The sequence below is a fragment of the Nonomuraea sp. SBT364 genome, assembly GCF_001083785.1.
Lineage (GTDB): Bacteria > Actinomycetota > Actinomycetes > Streptosporangiales > Streptosporangiaceae > Nonomuraea.
Window position 1 is genome coordinate 13,425 of sequence record NZ_LAVL01000044.1, and the last position, 25,499, is coordinate 38,923.

The 25,499-nt window shown below is 71.7% G+C and carries 27 protein-coding genes; 15 read left to right on the forward strand and 12 right to left on the reverse strand.

What is annotated here, in order from left to right:
- Window positions 1–9: 9 nt before the first annotated feature.
- Window positions 10–1,233, forward strand: a complete 1,224-nt coding sequence (locus tag ADY59_RS20775) for an alpha/beta fold hydrolase (RefSeq protein WP_231618815.1) — start codon at window positions 10–12, stop codon at window positions 1,231–1,233.
- On the opposite strand, the gene ADY59_RS20780 is transcribed toward ADY59_RS20775, so the two are convergent.
- From ADY59_RS20780 to ADY59_RS20795, 4 genes are all read right to left on the reverse strand, one after another.
- Complete coding sequence (locus ADY59_RS20780; protein WP_049564564.1) at window positions 1,205–2,656, reverse strand: ATP-binding protein; 1,452 nt, start codon at window positions 2,654–2,656, stop codon at window positions 1,205–1,207. The two genes, ADY59_RS20775 and ADY59_RS20780, sit on opposite strands and share 29 nt — an antisense overlap.
- On the reverse strand, window positions 2,653–4,302 hold the full coding sequence (locus ADY59_RS20785) for an FAD-dependent oxidoreductase (RefSeq protein WP_049564566.1): 1,650 nt from the start codon (window positions 4,300–4,302) through the stop codon (window positions 2,653–2,655). The genes ADY59_RS20780 and ADY59_RS20785 overlap by 4 nt, the downstream gene beginning before the upstream one ends.
- Before the next feature lie 63 nt (window positions 4,303–4,365).
- Entirely contained in the window at window positions 4,366–5,127 is a 762-nt protein-coding gene (locus ADY59_RS20790) for an SDR family NAD(P)-dependent oxidoreductase (protein ID WP_049564568.1), read from the reverse strand.
- A gap of 7 nt (window positions 5,128–5,134) precedes the next feature.
- A complete protein-coding gene (locus tag ADY59_RS20795) occupies window positions 5,135–5,998 on the reverse strand; it encodes an RNA polymerase sigma-70 factor (protein WP_049564570.1) in 864 nt (287 codons plus the stop codon).
- A 124-nt stretch (window positions 5,999–6,122) separates the two neighbouring features.
- Here ADY59_RS20795 and ADY59_RS20800 point away from each other — a divergent pair, with 124 nt between their 5' ends.
- Window positions 6,123–6,797, forward strand: a complete 675-nt coding sequence (locus ADY59_RS20800) for a ThuA domain-containing protein (RefSeq protein ID WP_049564572.1) — start codon at window positions 6,123–6,125, stop codon at window positions 6,795–6,797.
- Window positions 6,798–6,813: 16 nt separating this feature from the next.
- On the opposite strand, the gene ADY59_RS20805 is transcribed toward ADY59_RS20800, so the two are convergent.
- Complete coding sequence (locus ADY59_RS20805) at window positions 6,814–7,593, reverse strand: hypothetical protein (protein WP_156325623.1); 780 nt, start codon at window positions 7,591–7,593, stop codon at window positions 6,814–6,816.
- Between the two features lie 246 nt (window positions 7,594–7,839).
- Between ADY59_RS20805 and ADY59_RS20810 the strand changes: the two genes are divergently transcribed.
- The 3 genes from ADY59_RS20810 (at window position 7,840) to ADY59_RS20820 (ending at window position 10,802) form a co-directional block, all read left to right on the forward strand.
- Window positions 7,840–9,192 (forward strand): FG-GAP-like repeat-containing protein, encoded by a 1,353-nt coding sequence (locus ADY59_RS20810; RefSeq protein ID WP_082310268.1) that lies wholly within the window; start codon window positions 7,840–7,842, stop codon window positions 9,190–9,192.
- 93 nt (window positions 9,193–9,285) lie between these two features.
- Complete coding sequence (locus ADY59_RS20815) at window positions 9,286–9,792, forward strand: NUDIX hydrolase (RefSeq protein ID WP_049564578.1); 507 nt, start codon at window positions 9,286–9,288, stop codon at window positions 9,790–9,792.
- Between the two features lie 113 nt (window positions 9,793–9,905).
- The gene (locus tag ADY59_RS20820) at window positions 9,906–10,802 is read left to right on the forward strand and encodes a hypothetical protein (RefSeq protein ID WP_053174973.1); all 897 of its coding nucleotides are present in this window, start codon (window positions 9,906–9,908) and stop codon (window positions 10,800–10,802) included.
- Window positions 10,803–10,829: 27 nt separating this feature from the next.
- On the opposite strand, the gene ADY59_RS20825 is transcribed toward ADY59_RS20820, so the two are convergent.
- Window positions 10,830–11,189 (reverse strand): winged helix-turn-helix transcriptional regulator, encoded by a 360-nt coding sequence (locus tag ADY59_RS20825; protein ID WP_063780723.1) that lies wholly within the window; start codon window positions 11,187–11,189, stop codon window positions 10,830–10,832.
- 76 nt (window positions 11,190–11,265) lie between these two features.
- Between ADY59_RS20825 and ADY59_RS20830 the strand changes: the two genes are divergently transcribed.
- On the forward strand, window positions 11,266–12,159 hold the full coding sequence (locus ADY59_RS20830) for an NAD(P)-dependent oxidoreductase (protein WP_049564582.1): 894 nt from the start codon (window positions 11,266–11,268) through the stop codon (window positions 12,157–12,159).
- A 44-nt stretch (window positions 12,160–12,203) separates the two neighbouring features.
- Here ADY59_RS20830 and ADY59_RS20835 read toward each other — a convergent pair whose 3' ends face one another.
- Window positions 12,204–12,677: a MarR family winged helix-turn-helix transcriptional regulator gene (locus tag ADY59_RS20835; protein WP_049564584.1), complete on the reverse strand. Its 474-nt coding sequence runs from the start codon at window positions 12,675–12,677 to the stop codon at window positions 12,204–12,206.
- 87 nt (window positions 12,678–12,764) lie between these two features.
- Between ADY59_RS20835 and ADY59_RS20840 the strand changes: the two genes are divergently transcribed.
- The gene (locus ADY59_RS20840; RefSeq protein WP_049564585.1) at window positions 12,765–13,550 is read left to right on the forward strand and encodes an SDR family NAD(P)-dependent oxidoreductase; all 786 of its coding nucleotides are present in this window, start codon (window positions 12,765–12,767) and stop codon (window positions 13,548–13,550) included.
- Here ADY59_RS20840 and ADY59_RS20845 read toward each other — a convergent pair whose 3' ends face one another.
- The 4 genes from ADY59_RS20845 to ADY59_RS20860 form a co-directional block, all read right to left on the reverse strand.
- The gene (locus ADY59_RS20845) at window positions 13,551–14,174 is read right to left on the reverse strand and encodes a MerR family transcriptional regulator (protein WP_049564587.1); all 624 of its coding nucleotides are present in this window, start codon (window positions 14,172–14,174) and stop codon (window positions 13,551–13,553) included.
- A 15-nt stretch (window positions 14,175–14,189) separates the two neighbouring features.
- Window positions 14,190–15,038, reverse strand: coding sequence for a LysR family transcriptional regulator (locus ADY59_RS20850; protein ID WP_049564589.1), 849 nt, complete (start codon window positions 15,036–15,038; stop codon window positions 14,190–14,192).
- 156 nt (window positions 15,039–15,194) lie between these two features.
- Entirely contained in the window at window positions 15,195–15,347 is a 153-nt protein-coding gene (locus ADY59_RS50160) for a hypothetical protein (protein WP_156325624.1), read from the reverse strand.
- A gap of 299 nt (window positions 15,348–15,646) precedes the next feature.
- On the reverse strand, window positions 15,647–16,762 hold the full coding sequence (locus ADY59_RS20860) for an N-acetylglucosamine kinase (RefSeq protein ID WP_082310269.1): 1,116 nt from the start codon (window positions 16,760–16,762) through the stop codon (window positions 15,647–15,649).
- Window positions 16,763–16,821: 59 nt separating this feature from the next.
- Here ADY59_RS20860 and ADY59_RS20865 point away from each other — a divergent pair, with 59 nt between their 5' ends.
- The 6 genes from ADY59_RS20865 to ADY59_RS20890 all read left to right on the forward strand — a co-directional run bounded on the left by ADY59_RS20865 (window position 16,822) and on the right by ADY59_RS20890 (window position 22,869).
- Window positions 16,822–17,715: a MurR/RpiR family transcriptional regulator gene (locus ADY59_RS20865; protein WP_049564595.1), complete on the forward strand. Its 894-nt coding sequence runs from the start codon at window positions 16,822–16,824 to the stop codon at window positions 17,713–17,715.
- A complete protein-coding gene (locus ADY59_RS20870; RefSeq protein WP_053174976.1) occupies window positions 17,712–18,458 on the forward strand; it encodes a sugar isomerase domain-containing protein in 747 nt (248 codons plus the stop codon). Before ADY59_RS20865 ends, ADY59_RS20870 begins: the two co-directional genes overlap by 4 nt.
- Before the next feature lie 89 nt (window positions 18,459–18,547).
- Window positions 18,548–19,900: a cellulose binding domain-containing protein gene (locus ADY59_RS20875; RefSeq protein ID WP_049564597.1), complete on the forward strand. Its 1,353-nt coding sequence runs from the start codon at window positions 18,548–18,550 to the stop codon at window positions 19,898–19,900.
- Between the two features lie 11 nt (window positions 19,901–19,911).
- On the forward strand, window positions 19,912–21,171 hold the full coding sequence (locus tag ADY59_RS20880) for an extracellular solute-binding protein (protein ID WP_049564599.1): 1,260 nt from the start codon (window positions 19,912–19,914) through the stop codon (window positions 21,169–21,171).
- 4 nt (window positions 21,172–21,175) lie between these two features.
- Entirely contained in the window at window positions 21,176–22,054 is an 879-nt protein-coding gene (locus tag ADY59_RS20885) for a carbohydrate ABC transporter permease (RefSeq protein ID WP_049564602.1), read from the forward strand.
- Complete coding sequence (locus ADY59_RS20890; RefSeq protein ID WP_049564604.1) at window positions 22,051–22,869, forward strand: carbohydrate ABC transporter permease; 819 nt, start codon at window positions 22,051–22,053, stop codon at window positions 22,867–22,869. Before ADY59_RS20885 ends, ADY59_RS20890 begins: the two co-directional genes overlap by 4 nt.
- Here the strand turns inward: ADY59_RS20890 and ADY59_RS20895 are convergent.
- Window positions 22,859–23,797 carry an N-acetylglucosamine kinase gene (locus ADY59_RS20895; protein WP_049564646.1) on the reverse strand — a complete coding sequence of 313 codons (939 nt, stop codon included), beginning with the start codon at window positions 23,795–23,797 and terminating at the stop codon, window positions 22,859–22,861. The two genes, ADY59_RS20890 and ADY59_RS20895, sit on opposite strands and share 11 nt — an antisense overlap.
- Window positions 23,798–23,876: 79 nt before the next feature.
- Between ADY59_RS20895 and ADY59_RS20900 the strand changes: the two genes are divergently transcribed.
- The gene (locus ADY59_RS20900; protein WP_082310270.1) at window positions 23,877–24,746 is read left to right on the forward strand and encodes a MurR/RpiR family transcriptional regulator; all 870 of its coding nucleotides are present in this window, start codon (window positions 23,877–23,879) and stop codon (window positions 24,744–24,746) included.
- Window positions 24,747–25,481 carry a sugar isomerase domain-containing protein gene (locus tag ADY59_RS20905; protein WP_049564608.1) on the forward strand — a complete coding sequence of 245 codons (735 nt, stop codon included), beginning with the start codon at window positions 24,747–24,749 and terminating at the stop codon, window positions 25,479–25,481.
- Window positions 25,482–25,499 lie beyond the last annotated feature (18 nt).

A 25,499-nucleotide genomic window follows, 5' to 3' on the forward strand; every position in this document is an offset into this window, starting at 1 on the left:
GTGCTGGGCGTGAAAGTCACGATGCCCGGCCTGACGGCCGCCGACCATGTGTTCACCGTGCCGCTCGACCACGCCGACCCCGGCGGCGCCACGATCCAGGTGTTCGCCCGCGAGATCCGCGACCCGGCCCGGACCGGCGACCTGCCGTGGGCGCTGTTCCTGCAGGGCGGCCCGGGCGGCAAGTCGCCCAGGCTGACCGGCCAGGCGCACTGGCGGCACGTGCTCCAGACGCACCGGGTGCTCCTGCTCGACCAGCGCGGCACCGGCCTGAGCAGCCCCGTCACCGCCACGGGCACCGACGAGGAGCTGGCCGCCCGGCTGCGCCACTTCCGCGCCGACGCCATCGTGGCCGACTGCGAGCACATCAGGAAGGCGCTCGGCATCGAGAAGTGGGAGACCTGGGGGCAGAGCTACGGCGGCTTCGTCACCCTCACCTACCTCTCGCGGGCACCCGAAGGGCTGAGCGCCTGCCACGTCACCGGCGGCCTGCCCGGCCTCGACGCCACCGCCGACGACGTCTACACGCGCACGTACGAGCGCGTCCGGGCCAAGGTCGCCCGCCACTACCGCCGCTACCCGGGCGACGACGAGCGCGCCAGGCGCATCGCCGAGCACCTGGCCGGCCACGAGGTCCTGCTGCCCGACGGCGACCGGCTCACCGTCGACCGGTTCCGCACCCTCGGCAAGAAGCTCGGCATGGGCGACGGCTCCGAACGCCTGCACTGGCAGCTCGCCGAGGCGTGGCAGGGCGAGCGCCTGTCCGACGAGTTCCTCTACGCGGTCATGGCCGAGACCGGCTTCGTCGGCAACCCGCTCTACGCCGTCCTGCACGAGCCCATCTACTCCCAGGGCGCGCCCACCCGCTGGTCGGCGGAGCGGCTGCGCCCCGCCGACTTCGACACGTTCGAGATGTTCACCGGTGAGATGATCTACCCGTGGATGTTCGACGACATCCGCGCGCTGCGGCCGTTCAAGGGCGCCGCCGAGATCCTCGCCGCCACCGGCTGGCCGCCGCTCTACGACCCGGCCCGGCTGGCCGCCAACGAGGTGCCGGTCGCCGCCGTGGTGTACCACGACGACATGTACGTCGACGCCGGGCTCTCGCTGGACACCGCCGCCCGGGTCGGCAACGTGCGCGTCTGGGTGACCAACGAGTTCGAGCACGACGGCTTCCGCGTCGCCGCCGACCAGGTGGTGCCCAGGCTCATGCGGATGGTGACGGAGCCGCTGTAGGCTCACGCAGCGGCAGCCGTACCTCGAACCAGGTGTCGCCCGGCGCCGAGCGGACCTTCAGGTCGCCGCCGTGCCGGCCCGCCACGATCCGGTAGGAGATGTCCAGCCCCAGGCCGGTGCCCTGGCCGACGGACTTCGTGGTGAAGAACGGCTCGAAGATCCGGTCCCTGATGGCCTCGGGCACGCCAGGGCCGGTGTCGCCGATCTCCACGATCGCCTCGTCCTCGTCGTGCGCGGTGCGGATCGTCAGCGTGCCCTCCTCACCCATGGCGTCGAGCGCGTTGTGGATGAGGTTCGTCCACACCTGGTTCAGCTCGCCGCCGTAGCAGGGGATCGGCGGCAGCGTCCGGTCGTAGTCGGTCGTCACGCTGATGCCGGGCGGGATCTTGCCACGGAAGATCGCGACCGTGCTGTCGAGCAGTTCGTGCACGTCGAGCACCTGGAACGGGGCCCGGTCCATCTGCGAGTACTGCTTGGCCGAGCCGATCAGCGAGGTGATCCGCTCGGTCGCCTCGGTGACCTCGCCCAGCATCTGCGAGATCTCCACCGCCTCCGACAGCCAGCGCAGCGCGGCCGGCGCGTGCTCCTCGCCCACCTTGAGCCGCACCTTCTCCAGATGCTCCCCGCCGAACCCGGCGTTGACCAGCGCCGGAGCCAGCTCCCAGGCGTCGTCCACGCCCAGCTCCTCCAGCGCCTCGCCGAGCTCGTCCTCGGCGTCGGAGACCTCCAGCGGCGTGCGCGGGGGCAGCTTGCCGACCGCCTCCATGCACGCCTCCTGCATCTCGACCAGCGCCCGCAGCCGCTCCGGCGGGATGCCGTTCTCGGCCAGCCTGGCCAGCTCCACCCGCGACGACCTGATCAGCGAACGCAACTCGCTCACCGCCCGCACCGCCGCGGCGGCCGGGTTGTTCAGCTCGTGGGTCAGCCCGGCCGTGATCGTGCCGAGCGCGGTCAGCCGCTGCCGCCGGTCGATGATCTCCCGCTGCAGCCGGCCGCCCGACTGCAGCCCGTCCAGCAGGTGCATCGCCATCGGGAACCACTCGGCCACGATGTAGGCGAACTTCCGCGCCGGCAGGATGAACACCCGCGACGGCGCGGTCGCGCGCAGCGTGTGCTGGTAGGTCTGCGGCGCCCGGTCGCCCAGGTAGGCGGAGGTGGCGCCGCCGTAGACGCCCGGCTGCCCGGTACGCGGCATGGCGACGGTCCCGGCGCTGACGGTCTCGGAGACCATCTGCACCTCGCCCTCGACCAGCACCGCGAAGCACTCGGCCGGCTCGCCCTGCCGGACGATCTCCGCGTCCTGCTCGAAGTTCCGCATCCTGCCGCTGCCGGCCAGCTTGGTGAGCTGCTCGTCGGTCAGCCGCTCGAACAGGAACAGCTTGCGCAGTTCGTCGATGTCGACGGTGCCATCTGCAGTGCTCATTGCTTCTCCAGGTAACGGTGCACGAGCGCGACGGCCATCGCGCCCTCCCCGACGGCGGAGGCCACCCGCTTGATCGACTCGGCGCGCACGTCGCCCGCCGCCAGCACGCCCGGCACGTTCGTCTCCAGGAAGTACGGCTCGCGGCGCAACGTCCAGTTGCGCGGCCGCCGGCCCCCCTGCACGAGGTCGGGCCCGGTCAGCACGAACCCCTTCGCGTCCCGCTCGACCGTGTCGCCCAGCCACGAGGTGTAGGGCTCGGCGCCGATGAACACGAACAGCCACTGCGCGTCGACCGTCCGCTCCTCGCCCTTGCGCGAGATCGACAGCCGCTCCAGGTGACCGTTGCCGGCACCGCCGGTCACCTGGCTCTCCAGGTGCACCTCGATGTTGCCGATCGCCTGGATCTGCTCGATGAGGTAGTGCGACATGGACTTCTCCAGACCGTCACTCCTTACCAGCAGATGCACGCGGCTGGCGAATCCCGACAGGTAGACGGCCGCCTGCCCCGCCGAGTTGGCGGCGCCCACGATGTAGACCTCGCTGTCCTTGCACGACGGCGCCTCGGTCAGCGCCGCGCCGTAGTAGACGCCCCGGCCGACGAAGTCGTCCAGCCCCGGCGCGTCCAGCCGCCGGTAGGTCACGCCGGTCGCCAGGATCACCGCGTGCGCCGCGATCTCCCCGCCGTCCTTGAACCCGATCACCCGCGCCTGCCCGCGCGGCTCCAGGTGCGTCACCTTGCGCGCGGTCAGCAGCTCCGCCCCGAACTTCAGCGCCTGCCTGCGCGCCCGGTCGGCGAGCTGCTGGCCGGAGACGCCGTCGGGGAAGCCCAGATAGTTCTCGATCCTGGAGCTCTGGCCCGCCTGCCCGCCCGACGCGTGCGCCTCGACGAGCACCGTGTTGAGCCCCTCGGAGGCGCCGTAGACGGCCGCGCCCAGCCCCGCCGGGCCGCCGCCGACCACGATCAGGTCGTAGAAGTCCGTCGCGGGCGTCGTCGACAGGCCCACCGCCGAGGCCAGCGTCGACTGGTCCGGCGCCTGCAGCGACACCCCGTCGGAGGTGACGACCAGCGGCAGCCGGCACTCCTGCCCGGCGGCCGCCACGAGCTGCGCCCCGTCCGGCTCCTCCGCCAGCATCCACTGGTACGGCACATGGTTGCGGGACAGGAAGTCACGCACCCGGTAGGAGGGCGCCGACCAGCGGTCGCCCACCACCCGCAGCTCCGCCGCGGGCACCCGGTCGGTGCGCTGCCAGGCGTCGAGCTGCCCGTCGATCACCGGGTAGAACTTCTCCTCCGGCGGATCCCACGGCTTCAGCAGATAGTGGTCGAGGTCCACCACGTTGATCGCCTGGATCGCCGCGTCGGTGTCGGCGTAGGCGGTCAGCAGCACCCGTCGCGCGAACGGGTACATGTCCATCGCCTTCTCGAGGAACTCCACCCCGTTCATCTGCGGCATCCGGTAGTCGGCCAGGATCGCGGCCACCTCGTCGCCGCGCAGCCGCATCTCCTTGACCGCCTCGATCCCCTGCTGGGCCGCCTCCGCGCGGACGATCCGATACTGGCTGCCGTACCGGCGCCTGAGGTCGCGGGCGACCGCCCGCGACACGCCCGGGTCGTCGTCGACCGTCACGATGACCGGCTTGTCCATTCCCCTGCCTCTCACGTCGTCCCTTAGGTGAAGGATGTCATGCGGCGCGGGGGGTGGTTCCGGTCAGGCGATGACCCGGCTCTCGCCGCCGTCCACCAGGATCGAGATCCCGTTCACGAACGACGCGCGCTCGCTCGCCAGGAACGCCACCACGTCGCCGACCTCCTCGGCGCGGCCGATCCGGCCCAGCGGCACCTCCGCCGCCCGCGCCGCCAGCCCCTCCGCGCCGCCCGCCACCTCACGCAGCCGGTCGGTGTCGATCGGCCCCGGCATCACGTTGGTGACCAGCACCCCGTCACCGCCCACCTCACGGGCCAGAGTACGCACCAGTCCGGCGACGGCCGACCTGGTGGCGTTGGACAGGGCCAGGCCGTCGATCGCCTCGCGCGCCGACCGGCTCGTCACGGTCACGATGCGGCCCCAGCCGCGCTCGCGCATCTCCGGCAGCGCCGCCCGGACCAGCCGCACGGTGCCGAGCAGGTTGCGCTGCACCGCCACGTCCCACTCGGCCAGGCTCGCGTCCACGAACCGCCCGGGCGGCGGCCCGCCCGCGTTGGCGACCAGGATGTCGACCGGCCCCACCACGTCCCGCGTCTCGCGCACCACCCGCTCGGCGGCCTCCGGGTCCTCCACGTCCGCGAGTACCGCGTGCACCACGCCGCCGAACTCCTGCAGCTCCACCACCGCGTCCGCGAGTTTTTCCGGGCTGCGGGCGCTCACGCACACGTGGCAGCCCTCCCTGGCGAGACTCTTGGCGGCGGCCAGCCCGATGCCCGCGCTGCCACCCGTGACGAGTGCGACCTTGCCTGCGATGCCGAGATCCATAGGGGGACTATAGAGACGCCGCCCGCACCCGGGCGAGCTTGTCCGGGTTCAGCACGCCGTACAGGCCCCGGATGCGGCCTTCGTGCCAGTCGAGGACGACCAGCTGGTCGTCGGGCCCGATCCGCATCCAGATCGCCGGATGGCCGTTCACCTCCACGACCGACACCGCGCCGTACTCGTAGCGGGCCATCAGCCCCTCCAGGAACCGCCTCACCTTGTCGCGGCCCTCGATCGGCCGCAGCGCCGCCCTGATCCGGCCGCCGCCGTCGCTCCACATCACGACGTCCTCGTGCAGCAGATCGGTGAGCGCGCTCAGATCGCCGCCGCCCGCCGCCGCGATGAACCGCGTCAGCAGCTCCTCGTGCTCCCGCGACGACGGCCGGAACCGGTCGCGCCCCTCGGCCAGCCGCACCGACGCCCGGTGGTGCATCTGCCGGGCGTTGGCCACCGACGCGCCGACGATCTCCGCGATCTCGTCGTACGGCAGCTCGAACGCCTCCCGCAGCACGAACACCGCCCGCTCCGGCGGCGACAGGCGTTCCATCAGGTGCAGCGTCGCGAAGGCCACCGTGTCACGCAGCTCGGCGGTGTCCAGCGGCCCCGCCTCCGCCGTCGCCACCGGCTCGGGCAGCCACGGCCCGGGATACGCCTCCCGCTTCACCCGGGCCGAGCGGAGCTGGTCCAGTGCCAGCCGCGACACCACCGTGATCAGGAACGCGCGCGGCTCGCGCACCACGTCGCGGTCCGTGCCCTCCCAGCGCAGCCACGCCTCCTGCACCACGTCCTCGGCGTCCCACATGCTGCCCAGCAGTCGATAGGCCAGCCCGAGCAGCAGGGGACGACAGGACTCGAACTCAGCGGTCCCCGTCATGCCGGGCAGAGTACCCGTATCAAGCATGCCCGCTCCTTCCGCCCTCCCGGGAGGACGCGCGAGTGACGCCGGATGTGACAGCACATGGGTAGAAATGCGGCGATAACCATGATGAGCTTGGCGAATGGCGCGAAATCTCATCCTTTCTGGAGGCCTGTTCCACGACTTCGACGCCACGTCGGGCGCACTCGCCGAGGCGCTCGCCGCGATAGGCGTCGAATCCGAGATCACCGAGGACATCGCCGGCGCCCTCAGCGAACCGCCTGAGGTCCAGCTCATCACCATCAACGCGCTGCGCTGGCAGATGACCCACGAACGCTTCGCCGACCAGCGCGACCGATGGCGCTTCCAGCTTCCCGCCGAGGCCCGCACCACCCTCCTCGACCACCTCGACCGCGGCGGCGCCCTGCTGTGCATGCACACCGCGTCGATCTGCTTCGACGACTGGCAGGGCTGGCCGCGCGTCCTCGGCGGCTGCTGGACCTGGCCCAAGTCCCACCACCCGCCGCTCGGCTGGACCGGCGTCCGCGTCCACGGCGGCCACCCGATCGTGGACGGGCTGCGCGACTTCGACGTGGTCGACGAGGTGTACAGCGACCTCGACGTGCTCCCCGACGTACGCCCCCTGGCGTCCTCGAACGGCCAGCCGCTCATCTGGGCCCGGCCGGTGCGGCGGGGGAGGGTGTTCTACGACGCGCTGGGACACGACACGCGCTCGTACGAGAACGAGATCCACCGGACGCTGCTGCAACGCGCGGCCCTCTGGCTCCTGAAACGCCCCACCACGATCACGGACTAGGCGAACGGGCGGCGGTTCAGTCGGCGACGCGGACGGTGAGACCGTCCTGGCGGATGTGGAACACCGTGCCGTAGAGCCCGAGCGGCGTAAGCCGCACCATGCTGTTCTCGCCGCTGTTTCCGGTGCCGTGCCCGGTGCTGTTCTCGACGACGGCGGCACCGTAGTCGACGAGCAGCCGCAGGATCGGGGCGAGCGGGTCGCCCTGCCGCGCCACGACCGCGTTCCACGAGGGCTGCCCGGTCTTCTCCACCGCCGCCCAGCGCAGCTCGCTGACGGGCATGCCGTCCGGTTCCCTCAGCAGTGCGACCAGCAGCGTGGGGACGAGGCCGTGGAAGGCGTCGTTGAAGTTGGGCAGCGCGTGCTCGTCGTCGTCGTCCTGGTCGAGGAGTTCGTCGAGAAGATCGATCTGTAGCTGGTCCGTGACGTTCTCGACGATCACGCCGTACATGCCCTCGGCCCACATCTCGACCGCCCGGGCGTCGGGGACCCCCGGCCAGGCGAAGGCGGGCTCCAGGGCGAAGAACCCGTCCACGACCTCCAGGAAGCCGACGTTCGCGGCCAGCCAGAACACGCTGTACTCCTCGGTGGCGAGCCCGCTGGGCGGCAGGTCGTCCGGCTCGTAGCCGAGATGCTCCGCGCCCCTGGCGTACTCGGCCGCCGAGGTCAAAGCGCGGCTCCGGCGCGCGTCCGCGGCCAGCTCACGCACGCCGGGCAGCCGCACGGGCGGCAGCGCGGCGAGCTCGTCGGCGTGCCAGTCGAAGAGCCCGGGGGCCTGATCCATGTCGTCAGAATTCATCCCGGCAACATACTGAGCCACGCTCGCCCCGCCACGAAGCCCCGGACGGCGAGATCCCCCCGGGCCTTCCAGCCGGATGACGCGCTGACCAGGGCGAACAGGCGTAGCCGGAGCCGTCGGCGGCCACTCCCGAGGGCGAGAAGCCATAGTGCCGGCATACCGGCGGCATACCGCCCGTAAGTAGGTTTTGGCGCGTCGCCGACTCGGATCAACAAAAGCAGTCATGAGACCCCCCGAAGGAATGACATGCGAAAAAGATCAATCTTCGGCAGAGGCTTATCCGGCCTGACCGCGATGACCACGGCCGTGCTGAGCAGCCTCGTCCTGACCTCGACGCCGGCCATGGCCGCGGCCGCCCCCGATCTGCAACTGCCCTTCCCCTGCGGCCAGAAGTGGCGGCTGGACACCTGGGCGCACGCTCCCGCGCTGGACATGGTGAAGGAGCCCGACCAGCACGGCACCGACGGCGCCACCCTGGTCGCGCCGGCCGCCGGGACCGTGGACAGGGTGTTCTACCACGACAACGGCGGCAACGTGCTGCAGATCAATCACGGCGGCGGATACTTCACCACCTACATCCACCTGAAGTCCCGCGCCTCCGTCTCGCCCGGTGACCGGGTGCAGCGGGGCACGGTGATCGGCAAGGTCGGCGCGACGGGCAAGGAGTCCAACGGCCACCCGCACCTGCACTTCGAGCTCGCCTACGACGCCAACGGCGACGGGGACGCCTCCTGGGGGTACAGCGGCTCCGAACGGATCAGGCCCGTCTTCAACGGCGTCACCTACGGCCAGAGCAACGGCCGGACCTGGCGCAACGTGGAGAGCCGCAACTGCGGCTCCGGATCGCGGCCCGGCCTGTTCGGCGCCGACTTCAACGGCGACGGCGTGGGCGACCTCTTCGCGGCCGGAACCGGCACCCTGTACATCTGGAACGGCCAGGGCGGCAACAGGTTCACCTCGGCCGACCCGGTCGGGGCGGGCTGGACCTCCTACACGCCCCCGATCGGCGGCGACTTCAACGGCGACGGCCGCGGCGACCTGGCCGCGGTGCGGGACGGCACCCTCTACATCTGGAACGGCGAGGGCGGCAACGAGTTCGGCGAGGCCCAGCGGATCGGCGGCGGCTGGTCGGAACTGGCCGCCAAGCTGTTCTCACTGGGTGACGTCAACAAGGACGGGCGTGCCGACATCGGGGCGGTCGACCCCGAAGGCGTCCTGTACATCTGGAACGGCGAGGGCGGCAACGAGTTCGGCGAGGCCCAGCGGATCGGCGCGGGCTGGACCGAGTACGGCCGTCCCGTCGGGGGCGACTTCGACGACGACGGCATCGGCGACATCGCCGCCGTCCGCGACGGCACCCTCTACATCTGGAACGGCGAGGGCGGCAACGAGTTCGGCGAGGCCCAGCGGATCGGCGGCGGCTGGACCGATCTCGGCAGAACCCTCATGTCGCTCGGCGACGTGAACAAGGACGGCCACGGCGACATCGCCGCCATCAGCACCGACGGCATCCTGCACATCTGGAACGGCGAGGGCGGCAACAAGTTCGGCACCGCCGACCCCATCGGGCCGGGCTGGAACCCGCACTTCCCCGCCTGACCACTCGATCCGGCGGGCCGGGCCGTCCACCCACCCGGCCCGCCCTATACCGGGGACCCCGAAACTGTCACACCCGTGTGCGATCGTGACCCCGTGGACGAACGTGTAGAACTGGTGAACGAGCAGGACGACGTGATCGGCGTCGCGGATCGCGCCGAGGCCACCAGGCGGGGCTGGCTGCACCGCATCGCCACCTCCGTGTGCAGGGACGAGCGCGGCCGCGTCCTCGTGCACCGCCGCCCCGACACCGCCGCCCGCTTCCCCGGCTACTACGACGTGCTGGTCGGCGGCGCGGTCGGCGTCGGCGAGTCGTACGGGCACGCGGCGCGCCGCGAGCTGACCGAGGAGCTCGGGGTGCGGGTGCCGGTGAAGTTCGTCGTCAAGTTCCTGTGCCGCGGCATGGTGAGCCCCTACTGGCTGGCCGTGCACGAGGCGTCGATCACCGGTCCGCTCCGCCCCGACCCTGACGAGGTGCCGTGGCACGGCTGGATGAGCGAGGCCGAGCTGCGCCTGGCGATGTGCCGCTGGCCCTTCGTCCCCGACGGCCAGGACGCCTTCAACCGCTACCTGGCCCTCCGCGCCACCCCCATGGCCTCCTGAATCCCGCCTTCCACAGATGGGTGTCAAAGACCGGTCACGAAGATTGTCGAGCCGTTCCGCCCGGCGGATAGTCAAAAGCGTCAGGCACGTCCCAGCGCCCTTCAAGGAGAAGCATGGACGGATCGGCCAGCCGGGATCGACGCCGCACGAGCACGGTGCGGCGTCTGTTATCGGCCACGCTCGGACTCCTCGCGATGATCTTCCTCGTCGCACCGCCCGCCGGCGCCCTGGCGCTGCCCACCCCCGGGCAATTCGTGTCCAACCTCGACCTCGAGTGCTTCAAGACCAGCCCCTACCAGCCTCCTGCCGTGGGCCTGACCCTGCGGCACATCAACCCGGTGCTCAGCGACCTGCCGACCGTGCAGGTCTCCCTCGGCCAGCGCGACCAGCTGTGCGTCCCGGTCGCCAAGAACAACGTGATCCCGCCGCGCGGCACGCTCGACTTCGTCAGATTCGTCGACCTGTCCTGCTACCGCGTCACCGGGTTCTCGGCGGACAAGCCGCTGGTGCTCAGCCATCTCAACCCCGTCCTGCGTGACCTGCCGCGCAAGGAGATCCGGCTGACCAGGCCGGAGCAGCTGTGCGTCCCGGTCGCCAAGAACGGCGTGCTGCCCCCGGCGGAGGTGCTGCGCGTCGTCAGGCACATCGACCTGCTGTGCTTCGGCGCCACCCCGAACGTCCCGATGGGCCGGCCGCTGACGCTCCAGCAGCTCAACCCCGTGCTCGTGGGCAAGATCCCGACGGCGGACGTGCGGGTGGACTACTCGCGCCAGCTCTGCGTGCCCGTGTACAAAGGCGGCGACAGCATCCCGCCCGAGGTGCTGGACATCGTCAGGTGGATCGACCTCGAGAAGTACGACATCACGGCGCGTGAGATGGCGCCCGTCGACCTGACCCTGCGCCACCTCAACCCGGTGCTCGCCCGCCTCCCCGAGGAGAGGGCGACGCTCACCGCCGCGGTGCAGCTCGGCGTCCCGGTCGCCAAGGACGGCCGGATACCGCCCGGCTGAGCCGTGTCTCCTGACGGCGAGCTCCGCTCAACCGCGCGGGGCTCGCTCGTCTTCGTGCTCGTCGTGCCCGGCCATGAGGTGCTCCCTGCCCCAGGCGCCGAGGGGCGCGAGCGCCGCGTTGAGCGAGACGCCGAGCGGCGTGAGCGCGTAGGTGACGCGCCGGACCGCTCCCTCGAGCGCCTCCTCCCGGCACACGATGCCGTCGGACTCCAGCTCACGCAGGTGGGAGATGAGCACCTTCTCGGTGACGCCGGGGATGCCGCGCCGCAGCTCGCCGAACCGGCACGGCCCCGCGTCCAGGGCCCACAGGATGAGCACCTTCCACTTGCCGCCGACCACGTCGATCGCCGCGTCGATGCCGCACATGTACGTATCCCGCCTGGTCACACACCCACCATAAAGTAACCGCCCACCATAAAGTGCGTACTTGATCTTGGTGGGGAGCCGGCGCGAGCCTGGAGGCATGAACACGTCCAAGACTCCCATCACCCTGCTCGGCCTCGGCGACATGGGCGCCGCGCTGGCCCACGCCTGGCTCGCCGCCGGGCACCCGCTGACCGTCTGGAACCGTACGCCGCACAAGGCCGAAGCGCTGGTCGCCAAGGGGGCCGGCGCGGTGGGCAGCGCCGCCGAGGCGGTGGCCTCGGCCGCCGGGCCCGTGGTGCTGTGCCTGCTGGACGACGACTCGGTCGGCTCGGCCCTGGACGGCGCCGACCTGGCGGGCAAGGACCTGGTCAACCTGACCACCGGCACTCCCGCCCAGGCGAGGAAGCGCGCCCTCTGGGCGGAGGAGCGCGGCGCCCGCTTCCTGGACGGCGGCATCATGGCCGTCCCCCCGATGATCGGCAATCGCGAGAGCGGCGGCTACATCCTCTACAGCGGTGACGGCGCGCTGTTCGAGCGCCACCGCGAGGCGCTGGAGGCCCCGGCGGGGGCCGACTACGTCGGCGCGGATCCCGGTCACGCGGCGCTGTACGACATCGCCCTGCTCAGCGCGATGACCGGGATGTTCGCCGGCATCACCCACGCCTTCGCCCTGGTGCACGGGGAGAAGGACGTGGACGGGTCCCGTTTCGCGGCGCTGCTCGCCGGATGGCTCGGCGCGATGGCCGGATCCGCCCACGGCCTGGCCGCCCAGCTGGAGAGCGGCGACTACACCCTGGGCGTGCACTCGAACCTGGCCATGATGACGGCGGGCAACGACACGCTGCTGACCACCGCGCGGGAGCAGGCCGTCGACACACGGCTGCTGACGCCGTTCATGGAGCTGATGAGCCGCCGGGTGGCGCAGGGCCACGGCGACGAGGGCCTGGCGGGCACGGTCGGCCTGCTCGTCGATCCCGCCGCGCGGGGGTGAGCCGCCGGAATCTCAGCGGGCCGGAACTCCGGCAGGCCGGGGTTTCAGCAGGACGTCTCGGGGCCCGTCGCGGTGCCGGCCGCCTGCGCGAGCCGGGTGGTGACGACGTGCTGGAGGGTGCGGACGAAGTCCGCGCGCCGGTCCGCGTCGAGGTCGGCGAGCAGGGAGTCCTCGACGGAACGGATCTCCCGGGTGGCCGCGTCGAGCGCGGCGCGACCGGCGTCGGTCGGGTCGACGAGGCGGGCCCGCCGGTCACGCGGGTCGGGGCGGCGCCCGTCCAGCCCGGCCGCCTCCAGCTCGTCGAGGATCGCCACCAGCTTGGTCTTGTCCACCGGCACGGCCGCGGCGAGCGCGAGCTGGGAGCGGGAGGGGCCGCCGGCCACCTCGACGAGGACGGTGTAGGCCCACAGGCTCATGCCGTGCCGCTGCGCGATCTCCGTCTCGATCATGCTCAGGCCGTGCTTGAGCTGCGCCGCCAGCCAGTGCAGGTCACGCCGGAGCGGGCTGTCTTCAAGCATGGCGAAAGGTTACCAGCGGTCAATAATTTGTGATTGAGATGATTGGAGCTTACATTCATCTCGACTCGCAACTAGAAGGAGACCGCAATGGACACCGGCCTGAACGATCGCGTCGTCCTGGTGACCGGAGGCTCGTCCGGGATCGGCGCCGCGACCGCCGTCGCCTTCGCCAGGGAAGGCGCCAAGGTGGCGATCACGTACCGGAAGAACGAGCAGGCCGCCCGCGCGGTGGCCGCCGAGGTCGCCGAAGCCGGCGGCGAGGCGTTCAGCACGCCGATGGACCTGGAGGACCTGCCGTCCGTGCAGGCCGCGGCCGACGCGGTGATCGCGCACTGGGGACGCGTGGACGTGCTCGTGGCCAACGCCGTGCGGTGGGGCGGCGACGCGCCCGATCCGGGCGTCCGGTTCGAGGACGTGCCGGTCGCGGAATGGCTGGCGATGGTCGGCGCCAACCTCGTCGGCGCCGCGGCCTCCGTCCGCGCCGTGCTGCCCGGCATGCGGGCGCGAGGCTGGGGACGGATCGTGCTCGTCTCGTCCGGCGTGGCCGAGGAGGGCCTGCCGGGCCCCGGCCCCTACGGGACCGCCAAGTCGGGGCTGTACGGCATGGCGCGCAGCCTGGCGTGGGAGGCCGGGCGCGACGGCATCCTGGTGAACGTGGTCGCGCCCGGGTTCACGCTGACCGAACGGGCGCCGGACTTCCCTCGGGCGATCGTCGACAGGCTGGCGGCGGGCACCCCGTCACGGCGGCTGTCGCGGCCGCAGGACGTGGCGGGGCTGGTGGTGTTCCTCGGCTCGGCGGCCAACGGCAACCTCACCGGCGAGCTGGTCCGCGAGGGCTCCTCCGCGGCCCGCGCCCCGCACGCCGGCCCCTGATCAGCGCCCGGACAGGCGGCGGGCCGACGCCGACTCCTGGGCCAGGCGGCGCAGCGCGTCGAACGCCCGCCCGTACAGGACCGTCCCCAGCACCAGCGCCTCCACGGCGGCGTCACGCGGGCCGTCGAACGGCACCTTGCCGATCTCGACCTCCTCGACCAGCCGCCCGGCCGCCGCCGCGTACGGGGCCAGGTCCGGCGTGTGACCGAGGCGGCGCATCCGCACCAGGGTGTGCGCCAGCTCGTGCCGGGCCGGGGCCTCCGGCTCGACCTCCCAGCCGAAGCCGGCGAGGAGCGAGTCGACCTCGGCGAGCGCCTCGTCCCACTCGGCCGTCGGCTCCCGCTCGACGGCCGGGCTGAGCGCGTAATGGGCGGTGCCGAGCATCTCGTGAACGGGCAGCGACTCGTCCTCGACCGCCTCCACGACCTTCTTGATGGACGACACCGGCAGCCTGCCCACCTCCAGGAGCGCCCTGATCAGGCGGAGCCTGCGCAGATGCGTGCCGTCGTAGGCGGCCCGGGTGGCGGACGTCTGCTCGCCCTGGTGAAGCAGGCCCTCGCGCAGGTAGTACTTGATCGTGGCGATGGGCACGCCGGACTCGGCGCTCAGTTCGGACATGCGCATCACTGGATAATAGTGCTATCCAGAACGGGCCAGATGCCGCGCCGCGCTCACCACGTCGTCCACGTCCGCCTGACGGTTCCACAGCAGCACCACCTCGATCGGCGGCACCTCCTCCTCGATCGGCACGAACGCCAGCCGTTCCGGCACCGGCACCCCCTCCCGCACGCACAACGCATAACCCGCGCTCTCGCCCACCATGGCGACGACGAGGTCATGCGTGGCGGCCGACGGGCCCAGCCGGGGATGCAGGCGATGCCGGACGAACGCCTCCAGGAACCGGCGGGCGCCCGCGACCGCCTCCGACTCCGGCATCACCAGCGGCTCGCCCGCCAGCGCCGCCAGCGGCAGCCGCACGTGCGCGGCGAGCTCGTGATCGCGCGGCAGCAGGGCGCGCACGGGGGAGCGGTGGACGAGCATGCGCGCCACACCGCGCGGCAGCGACCCGGGAGCGTAGCCGAGCCCCGCCTGGAGCGTCCCGTCCATGAGCGAGACGATCTGCTCGGCCGTGCCCATCGGCGCCACCCGCAACCGCGCCCGCTGGAGCTGCGACAGCAGCCGGGCCGCGACGTCGCTCAGCCCGTCGGCCACGCCCAGCCGGGCCGTCTGCCCCTTGCACCTGGCCGCCGTCACCGCCCGATCCAGCGCGTCCACCGCGACCGTCGCCTGGGCCAGGAACACCTCACCCGCCTCGGTCAGCTGCACCCCGGCCGACGAGCGGCTGAACAACTCCACGCCGATCTCCTTCTCCAGCGCCCTGAGCTGCTCCGACAGGGTCGGCTGGGCGATGCGCAGGAACGTCGCGGCGCGGCGCAGGCTGCCGGCACGGGCGATCGTGATCGCGTACCGGATGTGGCGTAAGTCCATCGCTCACCTCGACTCTGTCTTACAGAAGTTGACAGGAGTCGTGAAGGGCCCCGGCCGAACCCGCCTGTGGCGGTCCCCGGCCGGCCGGCCCGGCAGGAGGTCAGAGCGGTCGCGCCGGATCGTCCAGCCACCCCCGCTGCCCGTCGGCCGTGACCGTCATCCCGAACCGGTCGCGGCCCGGCTTCCCCACCGGAAGTAGGCGTCGGTCACCTCCTCCCACAGCGGCCGGCCGCCCACCTGGAAGACCTCGTACTCTCGGCGTCCGGCCGCCAGTCCACCACCGCCCACGCCCCCGGATCCGACAGCCACATCCGGTACAGCTCCCCGTCCTCGTCAGGCGCCGCGCGACGGCCGGATCCGCCCCCGCCGGGGCGTGGGCGATCGTCCGGGGATCGACGCGGGTGGTCAGAGCGCATCATCAGGAACGAGGCGAACCCCGGAAATCGGCCGTACGCGGTGCCGTCGCGCGTGGTGACCAGCCGGAGGCCGTGGCCGGTGCCGAACCCCGGGCAGTACGGCAGCACGGTCACACCCCGGGCCGGGTCTGGCGTCGGCCACCAGCTCCACGGCATCGCGGACGTAGCGCCAGGCGGTGGTGGTGTGGAAGGTCAGCCCGGTGCCCCGACGAAGTGGGTGTGCCGCTCCTCGGCCTCGGCCGGGGTGAGGAAGGGCAGGGCCGCGAGCCAGGCCGCCGCTCCGGCCGGGTCGCCCGCGGTGTGCACGGTCCCGGCAAGGTTCCGTACGGAATCCCGTACAGGCCCTGGTGAGGTGAGGACGCTGCCCGCGAGGACGAGCGGTGAGCCCGGCTCGTGCACCCGGGAGGCGGTGGCGACCAGGAGGCGGGCGGCTTCCGAGGCGATGGCGGCCGCCGCTGGGTCGCCGGCCCTGGCCGCCTCGCTGACCAGGGGCGCCAGCTCGGCCAGGGCCAGCGGCGGGCGCGCGTGCACGGCGGCGCTCAGCCGCTCCACGAGCACGGCGGTGCTCAGCCGCTCCACGAGCTCGGCTGCCGACGGACTCGCGGGCTCCTCGGGGAGGGGAGCACCCGTCATGCGGGGCTCGTTCACGAGAACACGTTCCGGGGCCGGAGGCAGGGGCGGGGTCTCCTCCGGGAGCAGTCGCCTGATGACCAGGTCGGCCAGAAGCGACGGTGCGCGGCCGTCGGCGAGGGAACGGATGGTGGCGCGGGCGGCGGCGTGGCCGAGCCAGAAGCCGGAGCCCTCGTCGCCCAGCAGCCACCCGTAGCCGTCGGAGGTCGCCGTCACTTCGCGGCCGGTAATTTTTGCCGCGATCGCCCCCGTCCCCGAGATGAGGACGGTGCCCGAGGGGGAGGGAGTGCCCGCGCAGAAGGCGGTGACGACGTCGCCGACGGTCCGCACGATTCGGGGACGGAGAGCGCCCCCGCGGTCCTGAGGGATCTGCGGCGTTCCGGCATTGGGGACGGTGCCAGGGAAGGGAACGCTGGCGGGGAAGAGGCGCCGGGTGAGGGCGGAGGCCAGGTCCGGGTTGCCGGCCAGCCCGAGTACAGCCGCCTCGACCAGGGAGGCGTCCACGCCGGTGAGCGCCGAGGCGATGGCGGACGACACGTTGGCGCGGGCGCGGTCGAGCCCCAGGGTCCCGCAGTTGCCGCCTTCGGCGGCTCCCCGTCCGACCTCCTCGCCGCGCAGGGTGAAGATCGCCGCCCGGGTGGAGGTGCCGCCGGCGTCGACGCCGAGAACCAATCGCATGTCAAGAATTATCGCCACAACCCTTGACCAAGCCAATAGATGAGCATAATTATCACCACATGGAACTACTCGGCCGCATCAGGACCGAACGGCATGAGATGCCGGAGGCCCTGCGCAAGGTCGCCGACGCGATCCTCGCCGACCCCGGCGAGGCAGCCAGGCTGACGATCGTGGACCTGGCGGAGCGCAGCGGCACCTCGACCGCCACCATTACCCGGTTCTGCCGGGCGATGGGCTTCGGCGGCTACGCCGAACTGCGCGTCGCCGTGGCCACCGAGACCGGCCGCGTCAAGCAGCAGACCTGGCAGACCGACATCGGCCAGGAGATCCTGCCCGGCGACAGCCTGGAGAAGGTGCTCGGCGTGGTGTCGGGCAACGACATCCGGCTGATCCAGGAGACGGGCGACCAACTCGACCTGGCGGTGGTGGCGAAGGTGGCGCAGGCCGTGGCCGGCGCGGGACGGGTGCTGCTGTTCGGCGTGTCGAGCAGCGCGGCCGTCGCCAGCGAGATGGAGTACCGGCTGCAGCGCATGCGCGTGCCCACCTGGAGCAGGTCCGACGCGCACAGCGCGCTCACCGACGCGGCGCTGCTCGGGCAGGGCGACGTGGCGATCGGCATCTCGCACAGCGGCCGGACGCGCGAGGTCATCGAGGTGCTGGCGGAGGCGGGGAGTCATGGCGCGATCACGGTGGCCGTGACGTCGCATCCCAGGTCGCCGCTGGCCGAGGTGGCCGAGCTGGTGCTGACGACGGCGAGCCGGGAGACGACGTTCAGGGCGGACGGGTTCGCGGCGATCCACTCGCAGCTGCTCGTGCTGGACGTGGTGTACGTGTCGGTGGCGCAGCGGACGTACGAGCGGACCAGGCAGGCGTTCGACGTGACGGTACGGGCCGTCGAAGGACATCGCCTGCCAGAAGACGGACTCCCGAAAGGCCCAGAAGGGGATATATGACGATAAATCCGCAAGCATTCGCCGACCACATCGCGGAGCTCGTCCGGACGATCCCGGACGACCCCGCCATCGAGAAGGCCGCCGGGCTGTTCACCAGGGCGCTGACCAGAGGCGGGGTCATCCAGGCGTTCGGCTCGGGGCACTCCGAGGCGGTCGCCATGGAGATCGCCGGCCGCGCCGGCGGCCTGGTGCCCACGAACCGGCTCGCCCTCAGGGACATCGTCCTGTACGGGGACGCCCCCCGAGAGGCGCTGGACCGCTACGACCTCGAACGCGACCCGGCCGTGGCACGCGCCATCCTCGACGCGGCCCCGGTCCACGACGACGACCTGTTCGTGATCATCTCGAACTCGGGCGTGAACGGCGTGGTGGTCGAGCTCGCCACCCTCGTCAAGCAGCGCGGTCACGACCTGATCGCCATCACCTCGCTCGCGCACAGTGACGCGGTCACCTCGCGGCACCCCTCGGGCCGCAAGCTCGCCGACCTGGCCGACGTCGTGCTCGACAACCGGGCCCCGTACGGCGACGCCGTGCTGCCCCTGCCCGACGGAGGCGCCACCGGAGCCGTCTCCACCATCACCTCCGCCCTGATCGCCCAGCTCGTCGTCGCCAGGACGGTACGCGACCTGCTCGACGCCGGCCAGGTGCCGCCGGTCTACCTGTCGGCCAACGTGCCGGAGGGCGACGCACACAACCTCAAGCTGGAAGCGCTGTACGCGGGCCGCATCCGCCGCGGCGCCTGACCGTCGAAACGCAACCACGACACCCGGGAGCACGAGAGCTCTCTTCGGCATGCCATTCGGGGGCCCGCTGAATCAAGGAGAACCGCGCCATGTCCCGAAAAATCGGAAAAATCCTGCTGTCCTTAGCCCTCCCCGCCGCCCTGGCGGTAGCCGTGGCCGCCCCGGCCGACGCCGACCAAGCGGTGCGCCTCCAGTACCGGACCAGCTCGACCGGCGCCACGACCGCGCAGGCAGAGCCCTGGTTCCAGGTGTTCAACGACGGCACCACCACGATCCCGCTGAACCAGGTCAAGATCCGCTACTACCTCACCGGCGCGGAATCGTACCGCTTCGCCTGCTCCTGGGCGGTGGTGTCGTGCTCGACGGTGACCGGCCGGTTCGTCCCGCAGGCGGACGGCAAGCAGTACCTGGAGGTGGGCTTCACCTCCGGCTCGCTGGCCCCCGGGACGAGCACCCGGGACCTGCAGCTCCGCTTCTACCGCGCCGACTGGCAGAGCTTCACACAGAGTGACGACTACTCCTTCGGCTCCCAGACCTCCTACGCGAACTGGGACAAGGCGACCGTCTACGTGAACGGGCAGCTCGCCTGGGGCAAGCCGAGCGGCACCGACCCCGGCCCCGACCCGGACCCGACCGACCCGCCGCCCGGCCCGGGTGGCGTGCTGTTCGACGACTTCACGTACACCGGCTCGGCCGATCCGCGCCTGCAGCAGCGCGGCTGGACCGTGCGGTCGAGCTCGGGCGGGCCCGGCGTGCCCGGCGCGACCTGGTCGGCGTCGGCGGTCTCGTTCCCCGGCGGCCTGCTGACGCTGGACTCCTCGACGAACGGCACCGCCTCCGGCACCGTCCAGACCGAGCTGTCCACCGCGAACCGCAAGTTCCACGAGGGCACGTACGCGGCACGGGTGCGTTTCAGCGACGCGCCGGCGAGCGGGCCTGACGGCGAGCACGTGGTGCAGACGTTCTTCACCATCACGCCGCTCCGCTTCAACCTGGACCCCGACTACGGCGAGCTCGACTTCGAGTATCTGCCGAACGGCGGCTGGGGCGAGCCGTCGAACATCCTGTACGCGACGAGCTGGGAGACCTACCAGGGCGAGCCGTGGCAGGCCGTCAACACGCACACCGAGGAGCGCACCAGCTTCGCCGGCTGGCACGACCTGGTGATCCAGGTGTCCGGCGGCCACATCAAGTACTACGTCGACGGCCGCCTGTTCGCCGACCACAGCGGGATCTACTATCCCGAGACACCCATGTGGATCATGTTCAACCAGTGGTTCATCGACCTCCAGGCGGCGACCGGGACGCGCACGTACCGGCAGCAGGTCGACTGGGTCTACCACGCCAAGAACGAGGTCCTCTCGCCCGCGCAGGTGCAGAGCCGGGTCGGCGCGTTGCGCACGGCCGGCACCGCCTTCCAGGACACCGTCCCGAACCCGTGACGAGGAAAGCCATGAAGAACCGCATCCTGGCCCTGGCCGCCGTGTTCGCGCTCGGCGCGTGCGGCGCGGGCCCGGACACGACCACCGGGGCGCCGCAGAGCAGCGGCCCCGCCAAGCTGACCGTCTGGATCATGGACGGCAGCGTCACGCAGGAGCTGCTCAAGACGTTCGAGACCCGATACGAGGGCGCCCACCAGGGCGTGGACCTCGACCTGCAGATCCAGCCGTGGGACGGTATCGGCGAGCGCGTCACCGCCGCGCTGGCCAGCACCGACGCGCCCGACGTGATCGAGGTGGGCAACACCCAGATCGCCCAGTACGCGGCCAGCGGCGGCGTCACCGACCTCACCGCCAAGGTCGCCGACCTCCAGGGCACGGACTGGCTCCCGGGCCTGGCCCAGCCGGGGAACATCGACGGCAAGCAGTACGGCATCCCCTGGTACGCCGCGAACCGGGTGGTCGTCTACAACAAGGACCTGTTCGCCGGGGCGGGCATCGACGAGCCCCCGAAAACGAGGGACGAATGGCTAAATATCACGGCCAAGCTGAACAAGGGTGGGAACCAGGGCATCTACCTGACCGGCCAGACCTGGTACGCGCTCGCCGGATTCGTCTGGGACGAGGGCGGCGACCTGGCCGTCCAGCAGGGCGGCGCCTGGAAGGGCGTGCTCGACACCCCGCAGGCCCTGGCCGGCATGGACTTCTACAAGCGGCTCCAAGCCCTCGGCAAGGGCCCGAAGGACGCCGACGAGGCCAACCCGCCCCAGCACGAGGTGTTCGCCCAGGGCAAGGTGGCGCAGATCATCGCAGCCCCGGGCATCGCGGCCCGCGTCCTGGAGGTCGAGCCCGGCCTCAAGGACAAGATGGGTTTCTTCCCCATCCCCGGCAAGACGGCCGACAAGCCGGGCACGGTTTTCACCGGCGGCTCCGACCTGATCATCCCGGTCGCCTCGAAACACCAGGAGCAGGCGTACGAGGTCGTCAAGGCGCTGGCCGGCGAGCAGTTCCAGACGGAGCTGGCCAAGGAGATGGCGTTCGTGCCCAACCGCACCTCGCTGGCCGGCGTGCTGGCCGGTGAGGAGGCGACGGCCGCGATGGCCGCCGGCGCCGCCAACGGCCGCGCGACGCCGAACACCCCCAACTGGGCCGCCGTCGAGGCCACCTCGGTCATCAAGCAGTACATGACCGCGGTGCTCACCGGCGGCGACCCCGCCACGGAGGCCCGGAAGGTCTCCGAGTCCATCACCAAGACGCTCAACAGCGGGTCCTGAGCCCGTGCGCAACCGTTCGCTCTGGCCCTACCTGCTCATCGCGCCCACGGTGGCGGGTGGGGCCTTCCTCCTGCTCTATCCCATGCTCAAGGCCGCGCTGATCTCGCTGCAGCACTTCCGGATGGGCGAGCTCATCCGGGGCGGCGCCGAGTTCATCGGCTTCGGCAACTACGCCGAACTGCTGGCGGGAGCCGAGTTCTGGCAGGTGGTGCTGCGCACGCTCGTGTGGACCGCGATCAACGTGGTCCTCATCGTGGTGCTGTCCACCGGCATCGCGCTCATGCTGGTACGGCTGCGGCGCGGCATGCGGCTGGCCCTGATGAGCGCGCTGGCGCTGGCCTGGGCCACCCCGGTGATCGCGGCCACCACGGTCTTCCAGTGGCTGTTCCAGTCGGAGCTGGGCGTGGTCAACTGGCTGCTGGCCTCGCTCGGGTTCGAGTCCTTCCGCGGCTACACCTGGTTCGCCGACGGCACCGCGACGTTCGCCGTGCTGGTGATCCTGGTGGTGTGGCAGTCGGTGCCGTTCGCCGCGCTCACCCTCTACGCCGGGCTCACCACGATCCCGGGGGAGCTGTACGAGTCGGCCAGGATCGACGGCGGCACCGGCTGGCAGGTGTTCTGGCGGGTCACGCTGCCGATGCTGCGGCAGTTGTTCGCCCTGATCGTCTCGCTGGAGGTGATCTGGGTGGCCAAGTGCTTCCCGCAGATCTGGGTGCTCTCGCAGGGCGGTCCCGACGACGCCACGACCACCCTGCCCGTCTACGCGTTCAAGATCGCCCGGGTGCTGCACCGGTACGACCTGGGCTCGGCCGTGGCCCTGCTCACCGTCGTGCTCCTGGCCGTGGCCCTGATCGCCAACCTGCGACGGATGGTCCGCTCATGAGAAGGCTCACGCTCAACGTCGCCGCGCTCGCCGTGCTGGTGGTGACGATCTTCCCGGTCTACTGGATGTTCCTGACGGCGTTCAAGCCGACCCGGGACATCCAGGCGCGCACGCCGTCGTTCTGGCCCGCCTCGCCGACGCTGGAACACTTCGTGACCGCCGTGAACGCGCCGGGGTTCTGGACCTACTGGCGCAACAGCCTCCTCGTGACCGTCGTGGCCGTGCTGCTGGCGCTGGTGGTGGCGCTGCTGGCGGCGTTCGCGGTGACCAGGATGCGGTGGCGGGGACGCGGCGCGTTCGTGGTCATGGTGTTCGCCGCCCAGATGGCGCCGTGGGAGGCGCTGCTGGTGCCGGTGTTCATCATCGCCAGGGACACCGAGCTGCTGGACTCGCTGGCGATGCTGACCGGGGTCTACTTCATGATCACGCTGCCGTTCACGATCGTGACCCTGCGCGGGTTCCTCGCCGCGATCCCGCTGGAGCTGGAGGAGGCGGCACAGGTCGACGGGTGCAGCCGGCTGGTGGCCTTCCGGCGGGTGGTGTTCCCGCTGCTGGCGCCCGGGTTGATGGCGACCTCGCTGTTCGGGTTCATCACGGCGTGGAACGAGTTCGCGTTCGTCAACGTGCTGATCATCAAGGAGCAGGACCAGCGGACGCTGCCGGTGTGGCTGTCGTCGTTCCGCGACGTGTTCGGCACCGACTGGGGGGCGACGATGGCCGCGGCCGGCCTGTTCGCGCTGCCGGCGCTGCTGCTCTTCCTGTTCCTGCAGCGCAAGGTGGGCGTGGGCATGACCGCCGGAGCGGTCAAGGGGTGAAGCGGGCGTGCAGCGCCGCCCTGTCGCGCTCGGGCAGCAGGTCGTGGGCGGCCAGCCAGGCGGCCGCGCCCGCCGCGTCGCGCGCCGTCGCCACCGTCTCGCCCGCCAGCAGCCCGATCACGGTGTCGCGGACCGGGCCATCGTTGGTCAGGACGCTGCCGGCCAGCACGATCGGGCCGCCCTCGTGCACCCGGTGGACGGTGTCGGCCAGATGTCCGGCGGCCCGGCGGGTGATGTCGAGCGCCACCGGGTCGCCCTCGGCGGCGGCCCGGCACACCAGGGCGGCCAGGGCGGCCAGGCGCATGTGATCGGCCTGCGCGAGCCGGACGAGCCGGGCGGCGCTGTCGCGCGGGGAGTCGCCGCGCTCCGCGCCGAGGAAGTGGTCGAGGACGAGCTCCGTCAGCGGGGACGACGGCGCGGCGCGGTCGAGCCCGGCGACCACGGCCTTGGCCGCGGCGCGGCCGATCCAGAAGCCGGAGCCCGCGTCGCCGAGGAGCCAGCCGAGCCCGTCGGCGAGCACGACGCGGCGGTGACCGGCGATGCGGGCGGCGATGGCGCCGGTGCCCGACAGCAGGAGGGTGCCGTCGGGGGCCGGTGTCCCGGCCACGTAGGCGATCTCGACGTCGCCCATGACCCGGGGCCCCGCCGGGATGCCCAGGTCGGCCCAGACCTTGCCGAGCGCCGGTTCCAGCTCGCGGACGTGGCCCGCGACCCCCGCCAGGGAGGCGACCACGCGCGCGCCCGAATGGCCGCCGAGCGCCTCGCGCAGGGCGCCGCCGATGGCGGCGACGGCCTTGTCCAGGCCGTGGGCGGTGGGGTTGCCGGCGCCCGCGCGCGCGTATCCGAGACGGGTGCCGTCGAGGGCGTGCACGGCGACGCGGGAGGAGGTCGCGCCGGCGTCGACACCGATCACGAGCGAATACGTCACGATCAGATTGTGGGTCTTGACGTGACCGAGAAGCAAGAATAATTTTCGCCAGAAGACCGGATATCCGGAAGGAATATTCGTGACTTCAGGAGCACTGGGGCGCGTCGAGACCGAGCTGCCCGGATTGCCGGAGGCGTTACGCCGCGTCGGCGAGGTGATCCTCGGCGACCCCGCCGAGGCCGCCCGGTCGACGATCATCGCGCTGGCCGAGCGGGCCGGCAGCTCACCCGCGACCGTGACGAGGTTCTGCCGGGCGTTCGGCTTCTCCGGCTACGCCGAGCTGAGGGTGGCGCTGGCCACCGAGACGGGCCGGGCCGCGCAGGCCGGCTGGGGCGCGGGGGTCGGGCACGAGATCGGCCCCGACGACCCGATCGACGCCGCCATCGAGGTGATGGCCGCCGCCGACGCCCGGCTGATCCAGGACACCGCCGCCCAGCTCGACGCGGCCGTGGTCTCGACGGTGGCCGACCGGCTGGTCGCCGCCCGCAGGGTCCTCCTGGTCGGCGTCTCCACCAGCGGCAACGTGGCCACCATGCTCGAAGGGCGGCTGCGCCGGATCGGCATCCCGTGCTGGAGCGCCGGCGACGCGCACGTGGCGCTGTCGGAGGCGGCACTGCTGCGCGACGGCGACGTGGCGATCGGCATCAGCCACCGGGGCCGCACCCGCGAGGTCATGGAGGCGCTGGCCGAGGCCGGCAGCCACGGCGCGCTGACGGTCGCGGTGACCTCCTTCGCCCGCTCCCCGCTGGCGGAGCTGGCCGAGCTGGTGCTGACCACCGCGAGCAGGGAGACCACGTTCCGGCTCGGCGGGCTGGCCGCCGTCCACTCGCAGCTGTTCGTGCTCGACGCCGTCTACGTGGCGGTCGCGCAACGCACGTACGAGGCCACCAACGAGGCGTTCGAGCTCACGATCAGCGCCGTGGAGAGCCACCGCGTGGAGAGAGGCTGAATGACGTACGCATCCAGAGTCCTGGAGCTGGCCCGCCAGGTCGCCGAGTCGCAGGCCGAGCCGATCGGGCAGGCCGCCGGGGCGATCGTGACGGCGCTGCGCGCCGGGGGAGTGGTCAACGCGTTCGGGTCGGGGCACTCCGAGGCCATCGCGATGGAGATCGCCGGCCGGGCCGGCGGGCTGGTGCCCAGCAACCGGCTCAGCCCGCGCGACCTCGTCCTGTACGGCGGGGAGCCGCCCAGCGTGCTGACCCCCGAGCTCGAACGCGACCCGGCCGTCGCGCACCGGATCTACGAGCTGGCGCCGGTGCAGCCGCAGGACGTGTTCGTGCTGATCTCCAGCTCGGGCGTGAACGGCGCCGTCGTCGAGCTGGCCTCGCTCGTCAAGGAACGCGGCCACGCGCTGATCGCGATCACCTCCGTCAAGCACAGCATCCAGATGACCTCGCGCCATCCGTCGGGCGGCAAGCTGCTCGACCTGGCCGACGTCGTGCTGGACAACGGCGCCCCGTACGGCGACGCGATCCTGGAACTGCCCGGGGGCGGCAGTTACGGCGCGGTCTCCACGATCACCTCCGCGCTGCTCGCGCAGTTGGTGGTCACCGAGGCGGTGGACCGGCTGGTGGCGCTCGGCGAGACGCCGCCCGTCTACCTGTCGGTCAACGTGACCGGCGGCGACGAGCACAACAAGGCCCTGGAAGGCCGCTACGCAGGGCGCATCAGGCGCGGAACATAAGCAGTCCAAGGAGTAGGA

Bases quoted from the DNA above. Each gene is read 5' to 3' on its own strand.
- ADY59_RS20780 (WP_049564564.1), bottom strand. From the start codon at position 2,656: ATGAGCACTGCAGATGGCACCGTCGACATCGACGAACTGCGCAAGCTG.
- ADY59_RS20785 (WP_049564566.1), bottom strand. From the start codon at position 4,302: ATGGACAAGCCGGTCATCGTGACGGTCGACGACGACCCGGGCGTGTCG.
- ADY59_RS20790 (WP_049564568.1), bottom strand. From the start codon at position 5,127: ATGGATCTCGGCATCGCAGGCAAGGTCGCACTCGTCACGGGTGGCAGC.
- ADY59_RS20795 (WP_049564570.1), bottom strand. From the start codon at position 5,998: ATGACGGGGACCGCTGAGTTCGAGTCCTGTCGTCCCCTGCTGCTCGGG.
- ADY59_RS20800 (WP_049564572.1), top strand. From the start codon at position 6,123: ATGGCGCGAAATCTCATCCTTTCTGGAGGCCTGTTCCACGACTTCGAC.
- ADY59_RS20805 (WP_156325623.1), bottom strand. From the start codon at position 7,593: ATGAATTCTGACGACATGGATCAGGCCCCCGGGCTCTTCGACTGGCAC.
- ADY59_RS20810 (WP_082310268.1), top strand. From the start codon at position 7,840: ATGCGAAAAAGATCAATCTTCGGCAGAGGCTTATCCGGCCTGACCGCG.
- ADY59_RS20820 (WP_053174973.1), top strand. From the start codon at position 9,906: ATGGACGGATCGGCCAGCCGGGATCGACGCCGCACGAGCACGGTGCGG.
- ADY59_RS20830 (WP_049564582.1), top strand. From the start codon at position 11,266: ATGAACACGTCCAAGACTCCCATCACCCTGCTCGGCCTCGGCGACATG.
- ADY59_RS20835 (WP_049564584.1), bottom strand. From the start codon at position 12,677: ATGCTTGAAGACAGCCCGCTCCGGCGTGACCTGCACTGGCTGGCGGCG.
- ADY59_RS20840 (WP_049564585.1), top strand. From the start codon at position 12,765: ATGGACACCGGCCTGAACGATCGCGTCGTCCTGGTGACCGGAGGCTCG.
- ADY59_RS20845 (WP_049564587.1), bottom strand. From the start codon at position 14,174: ATGCGCATGTCCGAACTGAGCGCCGAGTCCGGCGTGCCCATCGCCACG.
- ADY59_RS20850 (WP_049564589.1), bottom strand. From the start codon at position 15,038: ATGGACTTACGCCACATCCGGTACGCGATCACGATCGCCCGTGCCGGC.
- ADY59_RS20860 (WP_082310269.1), bottom strand. From the start codon at position 16,762: ATGCGATTGGTTCTCGGCGTCGACGCCGGCGGCACCTCCACCCGGGCG.
- ADY59_RS20865 (WP_049564595.1), top strand. From the start codon at position 16,822: ATGGAACTACTCGGCCGCATCAGGACCGAACGGCATGAGATGCCGGAG.
- ADY59_RS20870 (WP_053174976.1), top strand. From the start codon at position 17,712: ATGACGATAAATCCGCAAGCATTCGCCGACCACATCGCGGAGCTCGTC.
- ADY59_RS20875 (WP_049564597.1), top strand. From the start codon at position 18,548: ATGTCCCGAAAAATCGGAAAAATCCTGCTGTCCTTAGCCCTCCCCGCC.
- ADY59_RS20880 (WP_049564599.1), top strand. From the start codon at position 19,912: ATGAAGAACCGCATCCTGGCCCTGGCCGCCGTGTTCGCGCTCGGCGCG.
- ADY59_RS20890 (WP_049564604.1), top strand. From the start codon at position 22,051: ATGAGAAGGCTCACGCTCAACGTCGCCGCGCTCGCCGTGCTGGTGGTG.
- ADY59_RS20905 (WP_049564608.1), top strand. From the start codon at position 24,747: ATGACGTACGCATCCAGAGTCCTGGAGCTGGCCCGCCAGGTCGCCGAG.